This window comes from Rhizorhabdus antheiae (assembly GCF_049889055.1).
Taxonomy (GTDB): domain Bacteria; phylum Pseudomonadota; class Alphaproteobacteria; order Sphingomonadales; family Sphingomonadaceae; genus Rhizorhabdus.
Genome location: NZ_JBLTWO010000003.1, coordinates 97,930 through 112,743, shown reverse-complemented (window position 1 = coordinate 112,743; position 14,814 = coordinate 97,930). Strand labels below are relative to the sequence as shown.

General features: G+C 64.4%; 15 protein-coding genes, 1 tRNA gene and 1 pseudogene. 9 read left to right on the top strand and 8 right to left on the bottom strand.

All coding sequences use genetic code 11. The annotated features are described in order from the left end of the window. Positions 1–108 precede the first annotated feature (108 nt). From ACNI3R_RS08120 to ACNI3R_RS08100, 5 genes are all read left to right on the top strand, one after another. Positions 109–1,377, top strand: coding sequence for an FAD-dependent oxidoreductase (locus ACNI3R_RS08120; protein WP_426181770.1), 1,269 nt, complete (start codon positions 109–111; stop codon positions 1,375–1,377). Positions 1,378–1,493: 116 nt separating this feature from the next. Continuing rightward, a complete protein-coding gene (locus tag ACNI3R_RS08115) occupies positions 1,494–1,862 on the top strand; it encodes a c-type cytochrome (RefSeq protein WP_426181767.1) in 369 nt (122 codons plus the stop codon). 67 nt (positions 1,863–1,929) lie between these two features. Then, positions 1,930–3,165 carry an FAD-dependent oxidoreductase gene (locus tag ACNI3R_RS08110; RefSeq protein WP_426181765.1) on the top strand — a complete coding sequence of 412 codons (1,236 nt, stop codon included), beginning with the start codon at positions 1,930–1,932 and terminating at the stop codon, positions 3,163–3,165. 85 nt (positions 3,166–3,250) lie between these two features. Continuing rightward, positions 3,251–3,730: a Rid family hydrolase gene (locus ACNI3R_RS08105; protein WP_426181763.1), complete on the top strand. Its 480-nt coding sequence runs from the start codon at positions 3,251–3,253 to the stop codon at positions 3,728–3,730. Between the two features lie 98 nt (positions 3,731–3,828). Further along, positions 3,829–4,317 carry a RidA family protein gene (locus ACNI3R_RS08100; protein WP_426181761.1) on the top strand — a complete coding sequence of 163 codons (489 nt, stop codon included), beginning with the start codon at positions 3,829–3,831 and terminating at the stop codon, positions 4,315–4,317. A gap of 19 nt (positions 4,318–4,336) precedes the next feature. On the opposite strand, the pseudogene ACNI3R_RS08095 reads toward ACNI3R_RS08100, so the two are convergent. Further along, a pseudogene (locus ACNI3R_RS08095) lies at positions 4,337–5,398 on the bottom strand (IS256 family transposase); the annotation flags it as partial. A 424-nt stretch (positions 5,399–5,822) separates the two neighbouring features. Here ACNI3R_RS08095 and ACNI3R_RS08090 point away from each other — a divergent pair. After that, positions 5,823–6,050, top strand: a complete 228-nt coding sequence (locus ACNI3R_RS08090) for a hypothetical protein (RefSeq protein ID WP_426181758.1) — start codon at positions 5,823–5,825, stop codon at positions 6,048–6,050. A gap of 67 nt (positions 6,051–6,117) precedes the next feature. On the opposite strand, the gene panB is transcribed toward ACNI3R_RS08090, so the two are convergent. From panB to ACNI3R_RS08070, 4 genes are read right to left on the bottom strand one after another with little or no spacing between them, the layout of a single operon-like run. Next, complete coding sequence (gene panB, locus ACNI3R_RS08085) at positions 6,118–6,957, bottom strand: 3-methyl-2-oxobutanoate hydroxymethyltransferase (RefSeq protein ID WP_426181755.1); 840 nt, start codon at positions 6,955–6,957, stop codon at positions 6,118–6,120. Next, positions 6,954–7,847: a cupin domain-containing protein gene (locus ACNI3R_RS08080; protein WP_426181752.1), complete on the bottom strand. Its 894-nt coding sequence runs from the start codon at positions 7,845–7,847 to the stop codon at positions 6,954–6,956. The genes panB and ACNI3R_RS08080 overlap by 4 nt, the downstream gene beginning before the upstream one ends. A 40-nt stretch (positions 7,848–7,887) precedes the next feature. Continuing rightward, entirely contained in the window at positions 7,888–8,196 is a 309-nt protein-coding gene (locus ACNI3R_RS08075; RefSeq protein ID WP_426181749.1) for an antibiotic biosynthesis monooxygenase, read from the bottom strand. After that, positions 8,193–8,639: an MAPEG family protein gene (locus tag ACNI3R_RS08070; protein ID WP_426181747.1), complete on the bottom strand. Its 447-nt coding sequence runs from the start codon at positions 8,637–8,639 to the stop codon at positions 8,193–8,195. Before ACNI3R_RS08070 ends, ACNI3R_RS08075 begins: the two co-directional genes overlap by 4 nt. 100 nt (positions 8,640–8,739) lie before the next feature. Here ACNI3R_RS08070 and ACNI3R_RS08065 point away from each other — a divergent pair, with 100 nt between their 5' ends. Beyond that, on the top strand, positions 8,740–9,231 hold the full coding sequence (locus tag ACNI3R_RS08065; RefSeq protein WP_426181745.1) for a winged helix-turn-helix transcriptional regulator: 492 nt from the start codon (positions 8,740–8,742) through the stop codon (positions 9,229–9,231). Positions 9,232–9,485: 254 nt separating this feature from the next. Here the strand turns inward: ACNI3R_RS08065 and ACNI3R_RS08060 are convergent. Continuing rightward, a tRNA-Thr gene (locus ACNI3R_RS08060) sits at positions 9,486–9,561 on the bottom strand. Positions 9,562–9,784: 223 nt separating this feature from the next. Between ACNI3R_RS08060 and ACNI3R_RS08055 the strand changes: the two genes are divergently transcribed. After that, the gene (locus ACNI3R_RS08055; protein ID WP_426181742.1) at positions 9,785–11,029 is read left to right on the top strand and encodes a PAS domain-containing protein; all 1,245 of its coding nucleotides are present in this window, start codon (positions 9,785–9,787) and stop codon (positions 11,027–11,029) included. Between the two features lie 6 nt (positions 11,030–11,035). Here ACNI3R_RS08055 and ACNI3R_RS08050 read toward each other — a convergent pair whose 3' ends face one another. Both ACNI3R_RS08050 and ACNI3R_RS08045 read right to left on the bottom strand, forming a co-directional pair. Further along, entirely contained in the window at positions 11,036–11,842 is an 807-nt protein-coding gene (locus ACNI3R_RS08050) for a SirB1 family protein (protein ID WP_426181740.1), read from the bottom strand. A 5-nt stretch (positions 11,843–11,847) separates the two neighbouring features. After that, positions 11,848–12,333, bottom strand: a complete 486-nt coding sequence (locus ACNI3R_RS08045; RefSeq protein ID WP_426181737.1) for an Lrp/AsnC family transcriptional regulator — start codon at positions 12,331–12,333, stop codon at positions 11,848–11,850. A 137-nt stretch (positions 12,334–12,470) separates the two neighbouring features. Here ACNI3R_RS08045 and ACNI3R_RS08040 point away from each other — a divergent pair, with 137 nt between their 5' ends. After that, the gene (locus tag ACNI3R_RS08040; protein WP_426181734.1) at positions 12,471–14,813 is read left to right on the top strand and encodes a transketolase; all 2,343 of its coding nucleotides are present in this window, start codon (positions 12,471–12,473) and stop codon (positions 14,811–14,813) included. Position 14,814: the final 1 nt, after the last annotated feature.

Genomic DNA, 14,814 nt, shown 5'->3' with positions numbered 1-14,814 from the left:
GCACCGCTTGCCACTAGCCGCCATTCGCCGCCGACAGACGGGCGATGCAACCGGCCGTCACTCTTGCAGTCAGGCGCGGCCGTCATGCCGCAATGGGGGAATGACCATATGAAAGGCTCCGACATCATTGGGCGCAGAGATCTTCTGCGCGGGACATTGGCGGTAGGCGGGCTGGTCGGTCTTTCGGCCTGCAGCACGACGCCGCGCGCATCCCTGGCGGCTGTTGCCCCACCACTGCCCACCCGCCTGCCGATGCTCCGGCGCCCGCCGCTGGTGCCGTTCAGGGTCGGTGTCGAGGAGCTTGTCGACGTCAAGGCGTGCCTGCGACCTTTCCGCGCGGCAGGGCCGAACCTCAACGCCGAGCAGGTCGGCGACAAGCTCGTGGTGCATAATTATGGTCATGGCGGCAGTGGCTGGTCGTTGAGTTGGGGATCTGCCGAGGTCGTCGTGGGCAAGGTATTGTCGGTGACACCCGGAGACGTCGCGGTGATCGGGTGCGGCGTCGTCGGGCTGACCGCAGCCGTGCATGCGCAACGCGCAGGGCTCAAGGTCACGATCTATGCGCGTGAGCCCTTTGCGCGCACGCGTTCGGTGCGCGCGACCGGCACATGGTCGCCGGACAGCCGGATCGCCTTGACCGAGCCCGCCGGTCCGCAATTCGGCGCCCTGTGGGAACATATGGCCCGGATCTCCTGGAAAGCCTTTCGATCCTATGTCGGTCTGCCCGGTGCTCCGGTGGATTTTGGCGATCAATATGCACTGTCCGATACGCCGGCCAAGCCCCGCGAGGTCGCGCCGCTCGATCCGACTCTCGGCACCTTCTCGACCACGGGCGCACCACAGCAAAATGCCGAGTTCGCCAAATATGACGACCGGATCAGGGACATTGTTCCGCAAGCCTATGATCTGGCGCCCGAGGACAATCCCTTCGGCACTCCCCATGCCCGCTTCTCGTCGCACATGTTTTTCAATTTCAGTTCCTACGGCCATCTCCTGATGCAGCAGTTCCTCGAAGCTGGCGGCAAGTTCGAGATACGCGATTTCCATCGGCCGTCCGATATCGCCCAGCTCAAGGAAAAGGTGGTGATCAACGCGACGGGCTTCGCGGCCAAGGCCTTGTGGGATGACAAGACGATGTTTCCCGTACGCGGCCAGAATGGCTGGCTGACGGCGCAGCCGGAGTCGAATTATTCGGTCAGCTACAGGGGCGTCAGCCTGTTCTCCAAGGCAGATGGCGTGCGCGTTTCGGCGGCGCCGTCCGGCTTGGGGAATATGTACGGCGTCAATGACGGCAATGAAGTTCCTGACTTCTCCGAAATCGAGACAGGCCTGCGAATGATCGCACCGCTGCTCGCGAGAATGGAAAACCGGGCCTGAGCTTCCTTTCACAACAAGGGGTTTCGCATATGCGTAGAATGATCATAGTCACCGGGCTCGGCGCAGCTACGGCGTTGATTTCGATGGCGGCTGCTCCCGCTCCGGCGCCCTCCACCATGACCGGCATCTACTCAACGGAGCAGGCCGAGGAGGGCAAGATGCTCTACGACGGAGCATGCGCGGTATGCCACGGACCCGATTTGCGGGGATCGTTCGAGGCTCCGCCGCTGACCGGCCGGCTGATTGCCAATTGGTCGGGGGGCAGCGTCGACGCGCTGCACGGCTATGTCCAGAAGGCTATGCCATTGTTCGCGCCCGGCTCGATGAGCGCCGAGGACACGTCGAAAATCATCGCCTACATCCTCAAGACCGACGGCTATCCCGCTGGTGCCTCGCCGTTGCCTGCCCAGAGCTCGAGGCTCGCGAAGATGCGTTTCGAGCCGCTGACGCCAGCACGCCTCGTCGCGATCGACGCCGGAAAATGACCGACGCCCCGGGTCACCATGCTGCCAGCAAGGCGTGGCGACCGGGCTGCGACAGGGGAATGTGCATATGATCGGTTCCAGCAGATTCGGGCGCAGGGATTTCCTGCGCGGTACGGTGGCAGCCGGCGGGCTCGCCGGGCTCGCAGCCAGTCCAGTGCGGGCCATGGCATCGCCTGGACTATGGCGCCCGCCGCTCGTTCCGCTGCGGCTCGGTGTCGAAGAAATCATCGACGTCAAATGCTGCCTGCGCCCGTTCCGCGTGGCGGGCCCCAATCTCGACGCCGAACAGCTTGGCGATACGCTGGTGGTGCATAATTACGGCCATGGCGGCAGCGGCTGGTCGTTGAGCTGGGGATCGGCCGAAATCGCGGTGGGCAAGGTCCTGTCGGTCATGCCCCGGGAGGTGGCGGTGATCGGGTGCGGCGTGGTCGGACTGACCGCTGCCGTCCATGCCCAGCGCGCCGGACTGAAGGTCACGATCTATGCGCGCGAGGTGTTCCAGCGAACCCGTTCGGTGCGGGCCAGCGGCTCCTGGTCGCCCGACAGCCGGATCTCGCTGACCGAACCGGCCGGCCCGGAGTTTGGCGCGCTGTGGGAGCATATGGCGCGGCTTTCATGGAAAAATTTCCGCTCCTATGTCGGCCTTCCCGGTGAACCGGTTCGGTTCGGCCCGTCCTATGCCTTGTCGGACACACCACCGAAGGGCCGCGACGTTCCGCCACTTGATCCGGCCAAGGGAACATTCGCGACGACAGGGATGCCGCAGCAAAGCGCCGAATTTGCGAAATATGAAGATCGCATCCGGGACATCATTCCCCAGGCTCAGGATCTGGCGCCCGAGGATAATCCCTTCGGCACCGCCTTTGCGCGCTTCACGACGCGCATGCATTTCAACTTCGGCGCTTATGGCCATCTGCTGATGCAACAGTTCCTGGAGGCCGGAGGGAGGTTCGAGCTGCGCGACTTCCACACGCCGCACGACGTCACACGGCTCCGGGAAAAGGTCGTGATCAACTCCACCGGTTTTGCCGCGAAGGCGTTGTGGGACGACAAACTGATGGTCCCGGTTCGCGGTCAGACCGGCTGGCTCACGGCGCAACCGGCGGCCAATTACTCGGTCAGTTACAATGGCGTCAGCGCATTGTCCAAGACCGACGGCATCGTGGTGATGCATCAGCCGACAGGCATCGGCGAGATGTACGGCGTCAACGACGGCAACGAAGTGCCCGACCGCACGCTTATCGAAGCCGGTTTGCTGAAGATCGCGCCACCGCTCGCCCGGGCGCAGCAGGCGCGGACATGAACGCCCGCCTGCGCGGCGCCGCTCCGGCCGCCGAGCGTGTTCCACCTGTCCGCTTCGGAGCAACCAACCGCATGGGAGTACCGACATGACGACCAAGACCATCTTTGCCCTGCTCCTCGCCGCCACGGCCGCCTCGGCCGGCCACGCCGCCGGCGTCGAGCGCAAGCAGCCGCCCAACGCAATGATCGCCGCTTCCGCAAAGGTACCCCCCGGCACAACCCTGATCTGGCTCTCCGGCTCGACCGCGTCGCCGACCGATCCGAATGATCCGAAGAGCGTCGGCAACACCGAAGCCCAGACATTGAGCGTGCTGACCAAGATGAAGGCACAACTGGCGGAATATGGCCTTACCATGGGCGACATCGTGAAACTGAACGTCTATCTCGTCGGGGACCCGGCGTTGGGCGGCAAGGCCGATCGCCCCGGAATGACCGCGTCCTACCAGAAATTCTTCGGCACCGCCGAACAGCCCAATCGACCAACGCGCACCACTGTGCAGGTGGCGGCTCTCGGTCGACCGGAGACGCTGGTCGAGATCGAGGCGGTGGTCGCCCAGGTTCAGTAACCCGCGTTCGTCGGACCCGGCGTGACGGCGCAAACCAGAGGCCCGTTGTCCCCGCGGCCGAGGCCATGGGCATCCACGTCGTTCGCAGAGGAGGCAGCATGAAGCTCTTTTCCATCGCCATGACAGCCGGGGTGTTTCTGGCGGCATCTCCCTCCGCCGGGCAATCCGACAGGACATATCTTCCCAGGCTCGGTCCCGTGGCCCCCGGGGCCGTTTCTGCGGCTGGCGCTCCGGCCTTCAGCGCCGCCGTCCTGAACGGAAACACGCTGTATATCTCGGGGGCGACGGATATCGATCCGGCGACCGGCAAGCCCCCTGCCGATCCAAAAATCGGCGCGAAACTCGTGCTCGACAGCATCAAGCGCACTGTGGAGCGTGCGGGAATGACAATGGACGACATGGTGTGGGTTCAGGTTTTTGCCACCGACTTGTCGAACTACGCCATGTTCAACGATGTCTATCGTCCGTATTTCAAGGGCCCCGTACCCGCACGCGCCTTCATCGGCGCCGGAAGCTTGCTCGGAAACGCACATTTCGAAGTCATGGCAATAGCCGTCAAGCCGCCCCGCCCAGATCGCGCACCCTGACGGCCCGTCCCGCACCGGGTGCTCCTTCGTTGGGAAATATCCCGACGACCTCGGTGCGCCGCTTGATCTCGCCGCCGACACGCTCGAGCGGATTCGTGCTGTGCAACTTGGTGCGGTGTTGCTGCGGGAAGCTCATATAGGCCAGCACGTCCTCCTCTGCGGTGTCCATGAGGATGGCAAGCTTGGGGACGGTCGGCCTGAGCTGATCGGCCACCTTGCGCCACTGGACCTTGGCGGCTTCGGCGGTCTTCTGCGCGAACGCCGTGGCGATGAACGCGGCGACGACGCGGCGTCCGCTCTTGCTGGAATGGGCCAGGCCATTGCGGGAGAAGTGGACGCGGCAGCGTTGCCAGGTCGCGCTGAACACCCGCGAGACCGAAGCCTTGATGCCTTCATGGGCATCGGAGATGATCAGCTTCACCACGCGCAAACCACGGTGGGCGAGGCCGCGCAGGAAGTCAGTCCAGAACACCTCGGCCTCCGACGGCCCGATCGCCCTGCCCAGCACCTCGCGCCGGCCGTCGCTGTTGACGCCGACCGCGACGGTGACCGCAACCGAGACGATGCGGCCATTTTGGCGCACTTTCAGATAGGTGGCGCAGATCCAGACATAGGGCCAGTCACCCTCGATGGGCCGATCGAGGAAGGCCTTTACGCGAACGTCGATCTCTTCGCAAAGCCGGCTCACCTGGCTCTTCGAGATGCCGCTCATCCCCATCGCCTTGACGAGGTCGTCGACTGAGCGGGTCGAGATGCCCTGAATATAGGCTTCCTGGATAACGGCGGTCAGCGCCTTCTCGGCCAGCCGCCGCGGCTCGAGGAAGCCGGGGAAGTAGCTACCCTTCCTGAGCTTGGGGATGCGCAGTTCGACGGTCCCCGCGCGGGTCTCCCAGTCACGCTCGCGGTAGCCATTGCGCTGGGCCAGCCGGTCGGGGTTCTTCTCGCCATAGCCAGCGCCGGTCAGGCCGCCGACCTCCGGATCCATCAGTCGCTGCGCGGCAAAGCCGATCATCTCGCGCAGAAAATCAGCGTCAGCACTCTTCCCCAGCAGCGCTTGCACGTTCATCACATCGTCTGTCATCGGGGTCTCCGTAAGTTGAGTGTCGCAACCCAGCATTATTCGAAGATCTCCGATGGCCACCCGCGAAGCTGACCGGCCGCTACAGCGCTGTTGAATGGCGCGCGGCCGGTCAGCTTCGCTACCGTCGAACTACACCACGAGCCGGGACACGATCGGGGGCTTCGAAATCGATGGACAACAGCATGGCTGTCAGGGGGAGCAGAACTGAGCTTGATCATGTTCGGTCTGCCTCCAGAGGGTCGTTGAAGACACCGTATTTCGTTGTCCGCCAAACAGACAGCGGCTCAGATCGAGGATCATCAGTGCGGCTTCCAAACGTGCCTGAGCTCCGGCCAACGAGACATATGGTGGCGCTACGCAGAGGCTGCCCGGTCAAAAGCATAAAGCCGCCCGCAAGGCTCCCGATCTCTTCAGGGCAAGGGGCATGCCGCAGTTCGAAAAACTGATGCACGTTGCGATGACCGCGACGCCGGAAACGGTGAAATATGGGCTCTACGTCGACGTCATCGCCTGTGCCCTGTTCCGCGAGCATCAAGGCGACCCGTTCCAGTCGCGCGCCTTCGCGATGGGGACGAAAAGGAGTTATGGAAAGGACGGGCCGATGCCGGATGCGATCCGGCATCTCGTGGGGGGGACGCGACAGGGAGGTTGAACTGGCCCGCGGGGGCGATAGGAGCGGTGCGAATTGGAGTTGCCTCCTTTGTCGCCGGAACTCCCGCTCACGCCTTGACTCCGTAGAGATTGTCTTGAGTGGGGAATGATCCGTTGCGTACCGCAGTCGAGAACGCAGCGATCCCTGCGTCCATGGTTGATCTGAGATCGGCGAACCGTTCAACGAAACGAGCCGTGCGCTCGGTCATGCCCAGCATGTCCTCCAGAACCAGAATCTGCCCGTCACAGGCGGCGCTTGCGCCGATGCCGATCGTGGGAATGGTGACTCTCGCGGAAATGTGCCGGGCCAGCGGTTCAACTACCGCTTCGATCACGACGGAAAAGGCTCCGGCAGCCGCGACGGCTTCCGCATCGGCCTCAATCGAGCCCGGCGCGTTGGACCGCCCCAAACTGGCCGCTTCCTCACGCCCTCGCGCCCTGAAAGATCCCAGAGTGTGAATGGACTGCGGCGTCAGGCCAATGTGGGCCATGACGGGGATCCCTCGCGCTGTCAGAAAGGCGATCGTTTCGGCAAAGTGAACGCCGCCCTCGATCTTGACGGCCCCACAACCGGTTTCCTTCATCATCCTTGCTGCCGATGCGAAAGCCTGCTCCTTCGATTGTTCATAGGACTCGAACGGCATATCGACGACCACAAGTGCATGGCGGGTTGCGTGCACGACAGCGCGCCCGTGGGCGATCATCATCTCCAATGTCACCGGCAGCGTCGATTCAAAGCCATACAACACATTGCCCAGCGAATCGCCGACAAGCAGGATATCGCAATGTGCATCGGCCAATGATGCACTGAGGGCATGGTAGGCTGTTAGGGCGACCAGTTTCTCGCCCCCCTTGGCCGCCAGCACATCTGCTGCCGTGCGGCGCTTGATCGAAGTTTGTGCGCTCACCACGCGGTTCCATCCTTGCGGGTGAAGCGCCAGCCGCCTTCGGACCATGCGGCGGCCAGGTCATCCTCGGGATATTCGCCTTGGTCGGCAACACTCCGGTCGCCCACTTCCAGATAGTGAACATCCTCCCCGGTAAGGTTGACCAGATGATGGGCCATGCCGCCCGCCGAGAATCCCATACACATTCCCGGTGCCAGCGGAACCTCGCCCGCATCTGTGCGCAGGGTGGGACGACCGGAGAGGATGTAGATAAACTCTTCCTGCTCCGTATGCCGATGCAGCAGGGCGGATTGCGCGCCCGGAGGCAGCACGGTGAGGTTCACCCCAAAGCGCGACAGGCCAAAGGCATCGCCAAGCTGGCGCTTGACCCGACCGGACAGGCGCGCGGCAAATTGTGGCGGGTAGTTGGAAGGCTTCGCGCGTGGCGCGATATCCATGGCGCGACGTGGCACCGGGGAAGAAGTGGTCATGCGATATGCCTCGGCGAGATCGTCAAAAATATCGGCCTGATGACAGACAATGCATATCTTGTTGCCGTCGAGATCCCGAAAATAGGCACCGTAGTAATGGGCGTGATACTGTGGTCGCAAACCTGGGGCGCCCTCGCTCGTTGCGCCGGCTGCTATTGCGATCGCGTAGGCGCGGTCGACCGTGGCGCGATCCGGCGCCATCAGCGCCACCATGCCGCCGTTGCCCGGATCGGCCGCTTGCCCGTCGAAAGGCGGACCAAGTACGAAAAGCGGGCGGGTCGACTCCACCGGGTTCCAGATCACGAGATGCGAGGGGGCTTCGGAATGCCGACGGCACCACCCCAGTTCACCCATGATCGGGGTATAGAAGTCGCTCGCCCGACCAAGGTCGTTCGTGCCGACAAAGACATGGGAAATCATCGCTGTACTCCTTGAGGAGAATTTGACGCGGACACGCGCGTCAGAGGATTTTTGCTTCGATTTCGTTGGGGTAGAGGAATTCCCGCGCGTAAACGCCCGCGACACGCCGGATCTCGACCAATTTCGGGGATTCGAAGAAAGCGCGCGCCGCGTCCAGCGAGGTCCAACGAGAAAAGTGGACGACGCGCCTTGCATCGGTGTCACAGGCCAGAAGCTGATAGGCCATCTCTCCCGCCTCCTGCCGGATCGGCGCGGCATCATCGAAGAATGCCTTCGACCTCTCGCAATCCCCGACCTCATGGATGATGAGGAGATGGAATCCATCTACGCCTTCCAAAGGCGTGGTCACATCCGGGCTCCTGTGCTGGCCAGGATATCCACGACGAAGCCCAGCCACATGGCGAACAACGCGACGCTCGAGGCGATGTACACGCGAGCGCGAGTCCTGATCGGATTGGGGCCGATATGGATGATGCTGTGCACCAGCCGGAGGGCGACAAAGACCCAGGCCAGCGCAACCTGTATGCCCGACGCCCTGCCCGTCACAATCAGCAAGGGCACCAGAGCGAAATAGAGCACGGGCATTTCGAACAGGTTGGCCAGGTTCTGCGCGGGCCGTTCGACGGGACGAAAATAGTGCCTAACGGCTTCCGCGCTAGCGAAGTCGGCAGCCGTCGGCCGGTTGGCGGCAATATGGGCGAAGCGCTGCCGCAGAAGCACCCACCAGACCGAGAATATCACGGCAGCCATCGCTACTGTTGGCCAGATAATGGCCAGGTTCGTGTCCGTCATCGCTGCGCGCCTCCTCGCTGATCAACCGATTCTGAGTCCATTTTACATACTTAGGTATAGATGCTGGATTTGCTTTTGCAACCCAGATATTCTTCCGCATATGGCCACACCCCCGTTTCGACGTCAGTCACCGATCCACATCAGCCGCTGCACGCTCGCTGCAAGCTTCGATTTCCTGGGGGATCGCTGGTCATTGCTCATCCTGCGCAGCGCCCTCTTTGGTGTGCGTCGCTATGATGATTTCCACACCGAGATCGGCATACCGAGGACTGTCCTTGCCGATCGCCTCAAGCGCCTCGTCGCCTCAGGGCTGATGATCCAGCAGGACTACAAGGCGGACGGGAGCCGGCCGCGAAAGGAGTATCTCCTCACCGAAATGGGCGAGGCGCTGAGGCTACCTTTTCTGGCGATGCGCCAATGGTCGGACCACTGGGTCGGCCAGGGACGAACGCCACCCATGAGGCTGATGCGCAAAACGGACGGCTCGGAGATAACCGTCGCGTTGGTCGACCAAGCGGGACGTATTGTGCCCCCGGAGGACCTGATGGCAGGGTTCGAAGACTGGGCGTCGAGCCCTGCTGTCGAGGCTTGATCGCCGGCTCGAAGCCTGGCGTCGCCGTTTCGCACGGAGCTTCGAGTCCGCTCTGAACGAACTGGGCGCTTGGGCGTGCCCAAGACCTGCCGCCTCTGAACCGGAGCACCCTTCCTAAGATGGACATGCGAGAAGCATGCGTGCAGCTGGCCTATTCAAACCAGATGGCCGAACGCCCACGCGCAACTGATAGGAAATATGGCCCCGCTTTACGGGTTTCCAAGGATATAGGCGAACCTTGGCGATCAGGGAAATGGTGCCGCTTACAGGACTCGAACCTGTGACCCCCGCATTACGAATGCGATGCTCTACCAACTGAGCTAAAGCGGCTCGCTGGTGTGGCGCGCCTTAACAGTGGTTTTCGGCATATTCAAGCGCTCGATGTTCGGATCGTCGCTTCCCCCTGCCCTCCCCGCCGATCCGCGGCGTCACGGCGTGCGGTAGGGCTTCGGACTCCACCTGCTGCCCCCCATTTTTACCAATCCTCAACCGGCTGCGGCGCATGACGGCGGCAAGGGCGGCGATTCCGGACTGGCCGCCGATGGGGACTGGAATGGAAGATTATCGCTCGTTCATCGCGGAGGACTTCGCCGACTGGGACTTCCCGATCGGCGACGAGCCCTGCATGGACCTGCCGCCGATGATCGGCGCGGACGAGCGGCGAATGCATATCCGCGCCTATGAGATGTGGCTGTCGCTGCTCGACGGGCGCGACTATCCGGCGATCGGCGATCTGGATGCCGAGGCGCTGGGCGAATTCGGTCCGCATTCGGTGCTGCTCGACTTCTCGGCCGATCCGCTCAACCCCGGCATCACCTATCTCGGCCGCGCGCTGCGCGAGGAGGGCGAGATCGACGCCGAGGTGGCGACCGTCTCCGACGTGCCCGAGCAGGCGCTGTTGGCACGCCTGACCGAACATTATGCAGAGATCCTGGCGAACCGCGCGCCGGTCGGCTTCGAGGCCGACTATATCAACCGCCGGGGCCAGCCGATCCTGTATCGCGGCATATTGATGCCTTATTCGTCCGACGGCAGCCGGATCGACATGATCCACGGCGTCGTCAACTGGAAGGAAGCCGCCGGCGCGAACCTCCCCGCCGATATCGTGCAGGCGGTCACCACCGCCTTCGCCGGCCCCGCCCAGCCCCTCGCCGAGATTTCGGCCGAAGGCGAGGGCAGCCCCGCTCTCACGACTTTCACGGACCTGGACCAGCCGGCCCTTTCCGAGCTGGTTCAGGACGCGCAGGAGCTGGCGCAGGAAGCGGTCGCCTGCGAAGGGCGCACGCGCAACGCGCTCTACCGCGCACTCTCGCTCGCCTATGATGTCGCGCTGGCGGCCGAGGCCGAACCGGAAGCATTCGGGGCGATGATCGCCGACGCCGGGATCGTGCCGCAGGCGCGCGCACCGATGACCCCGGTCGTGAAGCTCGTCTTCGGGCGCGATTATGATCGCAAACGCGTGACCGAGTTCGCCGCCGTCCTGACCCACGCGCACCGGCTATGCCTTGCCCCCGGCTCGCTGCATGGCTGGCTGTCCGGCGTCGAAGGCGGAATCAAGGCTGTCGTCACCGCCGAACGCGGCGAGCGTCGCCCCGCGCTCAAGGTCGATCGCGCGCTGTCGGCCAGGATGCTGCTGGGCAGCGCCCCCGCGCGCGCCATCGTCGACATGGGTGAGGTCGAGGCCGAGGTCGTCCTGCTGGTCGCACGGCGCGAGACGGACGGGCGGCTCGCCATCGTTGCGAAGCCGATTGCGGAGAAGGCGCTGGTCGACAAGGCGCTGCAGCGCTTCGCCTGCTGAGGCCAATCACCGGAAAGCCAGCGCCTCGAGTGCCGCGCTGACCTGCGCGCGCATTTCGGGGTCGCGGGTCACCTCCAGCATCGCGCTCAAACTCTCGCGCGCGCCTTCGACCTGGCCATCGGCCAGCTGAAAGCGCGCGAGATCCCACCAGCCTTGCCCATAGGACGGCGCGACCGTGGCGATGCGTTCCTGCACGATCAGCGCGCGCGCCGAATCCTTGCCCTGTTCGGCGCGGATCACCTGGTTGGTCAGCAGCCGGACGAGCGCCAGCCGGTTCGACAGCGGCGCCATATTCTGCGCGTCGATCTTGGCGCCCGGCCCCAACGCCTGCCGGATCAGGCGGACGATCGTGTCGCGGCTGACGACAGCCCCCTCGTGAAAGGGGTCGATCACAACCGCCCCCTCGTCGGCGCCGATCCGGACCATGACATGCGCAGGCGTGTTGAGCGCATGCGCCGACCAGCCGAGCCGGCGGGCCTGCCCGACATAGAGGATAGCTAGCGCGATCGGCAGGCCCATGCGACGGTCGATCACGCGGATCAGATCGGCGTTCACGGGCGCGTCATAGCTGTTGCGGTCTCCGGTGAAGCCTTGGCCGACGGCAAAGACCTCCGCCAGCGCGGCCGCCTGCCCCATCGGATCGCCGGCCGCCACGCCCATCGCACGCAGATCGGCCTCGATCGCCTCGAGCAGGTCGACATAAGGCGCGAGGTCGACGCCCGGATGGTCGAGCGCACTCAGTTCGAGGGCGGCAAGGTCCAGCTGGATATCCTCGTCGTCCAGCAGGCCCAGATGGGCGATGGCTTCGATCATGGCGGCTATCCCTTTCCTCTCGCTTCGACAGGGATCGCAGTCCTGTAGACCACGGGCCGCAGGGCAAAGCTGGACGTCACCTGTGACACGCCGGTGATGCGGGTCAACTTCTGACGCAGAAAATCCTCGAACGCGGCAAGCGAGGCGACGAGCACACGCAGCTGATAGTCGCTTTCGCCGGTCATCAGATAGCACTCCATCACCTCGGGAAAGCCCGACACCGCCGCCTCGAAGGCGGCGAGGTGGCGATCGTCCTGCCCGTCGAGCCGCACCCGCACGAAGGCACTGACATGCAGGCCGAGCGCGGCAGGATCGACGAGCCCGACATAGCCCGACAAGACTCCCACATCCTCGAGCTGGCGAACGCGGCGCAGGCAGGGGCTGGGAGACAGACCGACGCGCGAGGCCAATTCATGGTTGGTAATGCGCCCATCTGCCTGCAGTTCCGCCAATATCCGCCTGTCTATCGCATCCAGCGCACTATCCGGCATGATTGACCTCATTAATCGCTATCAGAGCAATAATCTGCCAAATCATTGCGATATGTCGAGCATCTTCGCAAGAAGTGGCATACGACTTTGCATTATCCTGCAGCGGCCGGCCGCCCGGCGCTTCAGGGAGCATGCCGATGCAGCAGGACGTCAAGCAGCAGGACCCCGATACCGTGGCCGCGCTGGAGGCGCTCGAGGGGCGGCTGCGCTGGCTGTCGAGCTGGACGATTCACAATGCGAACCATCTGCGTGACAGCCGCGACGGGCTGAAGGTGGGCGGACACCAGGCGTCCTGCGCATCGATGACGGCGATCATGTCCGCGCTCTATTTCCATGCGCTGCGGCCGCAGGACCGGGTCGCGGTCAAGCCGCATGCCGGACCAGTGCTCCACGCGATCCACTATCTGCTCGGCAACCAGAGCCTCGATCAGTTGCAGCGTTTCCGTGCTCTCGGAGGCGCACAAAGCTATCCCAGCCGGACCAAGGACCGCATCCCCGTCGACTTCTCGACCGGGTCGGTCGGGCTCGGTGTCGCGGTCACCGCTTTCGCCAGCCTTGTGCAGGATTATCTGATTGCGCATGGCCAGCTCGACGAGGCCGATGCCGGACGGATGATCGCACTGATGGGCGACGCCGAGCTCGATGAAGGCAATATCTATGAGGCGCTGATCGAGGGCTATAAGCACGACATCCGAAATTGCTGGTGGATCGTCGACTATAACCGCCAGTCGCTCGACGCGACGACCGCCGACCGCATGTTCGGCCGCTTCGACGACATCTTCCGCACTTGCGGCTGGCGCGTGCTGACGTTGAAGCATGGCCGGCTCCAGCGCGAGGCGTTTCGTCGGCCCGGCGGTCAGGCGATCGCCGACTGGATCGACAATTGCCCCAATGCCGATTTCGCCGCGCTCACCTATCAGGGCGGGGCCGCCTGGCGCGAGCGTCTGACCCGCGATCTTGCCGGGCAGGACGAGGCGCTGTCGCTGATCGACGGGTTCGACGATGCCGGCCTCGCCGCGCTGATGACCAATCTCGGCGGGCATTGCATCGAGACGCTGCTCGACGCCTTCGCGCGCGCGGACGATGACCGTCCTACGCTCTTCATCGCCTATACGGTGAAGGGCTATGGCCTGCCCTTCGCCGGTCACAAGGACAATCATGCCGGGCTGATGAACCCGACCCAGATCGACGGCCTGCGCCAGTCGATGGGGATCGCCGAAGGCGAGGAATGGTCGCCCTATGCCGGGCTCGGCGACAATGTCGAGGCGGTCGTCCGCCGCTTCGTCGCCGCCTCTCCGCTCGCCCGCCGCCCCGCGACCGCCCCGGCGCAGCCGGTGCCGGTGCCGGCCCAGCTGCCGGTGCCCGAGGGTGATGAGCAATCGACCCAGGCCGCCTTCGGCCGCATCCTGCTCGACCTCGCCAAGTCGGGTCATCCGCTGGCCGACCGCATCGTGACGACATCGCCCGACGTGACGGTGTCGACCAATCTCGGCGCCTTCGTGAACCAGCGCGGGCTGTTCCGGCGGCAGGAGTTGCGCGACGTGTTCCAGGCGGCGCGCATCCCCTCGGCGCAGAAATGGTCAGGCCATGACGCGGGCCAGCATATCGAGCTGGGCATCGCCGAACATAATCTGTTCCTGATGCTGGCCGCGCTCGGCCTGTCGGCGCCGACCTTCGGCACGCGGCTGATCCCGATCGGGACGGTCTATGACCCCTTCATCGCGCGCGGGCTCGATGCGCTGAACTATGGCTGTTACCAGGATGCCCGCTTCCTGCTGGTGGCGACGCCCTCGGGGGTCACGCTCGGCCCGGAGGGCGGCGCGCACCAGTCGATCAACACCCCGCTGATCGGCATCGGCCAGCCCGGCCTGACCTATTTCGAACCCGCCTGGGTCGACGAACTGGCGCTGATGATGCGCTGGGCGTTCGAACATCTGCAGGCCGACAATGGCGGATCGGTCTATCTGCGCCTGACGACGCGCAGCATCGCCCAGATCGCCCGCGAGGACGATGGCTGGCAAGCCGATGCGCTGAAGGGCGCCTATTGGCTACGCAAGCCGACCCCGGGTGCGGAGGCAGCGATCGCCTTCACCGGCGCGATCGCCCCCGAAGTGCTGGCGGCATGGGAAACGCTCAGCGAGGACCTGCCCGGCCTCGGCCTGCTCAACGTCACATCGCCCGATCTGCTGCACCGCGACTGGTCTGCCAGCCGCGCCGCGCGGTGGCGAGACGGCGGCTCGCAGCCATCGCACATCGCCCGGCTGCTGGGGGAGCTTTCTCCGACCGCCGGACTGGTGACCGCGATCGACGGCAGCCCGTCGGCCCTGTCCTGGCTGGGCGGCGTGCGCGGCCAGCGCGTCAGCCCGCTCGGCATCGACCGTTTCGGTCAAACGGGCGACCTGCCGGATCTCTACGCGACCTACCGCCTCGACCGGGACGCGATCGTCGAGGCGGCGGCCGAGCTCTTCCTGCGCGACTAGG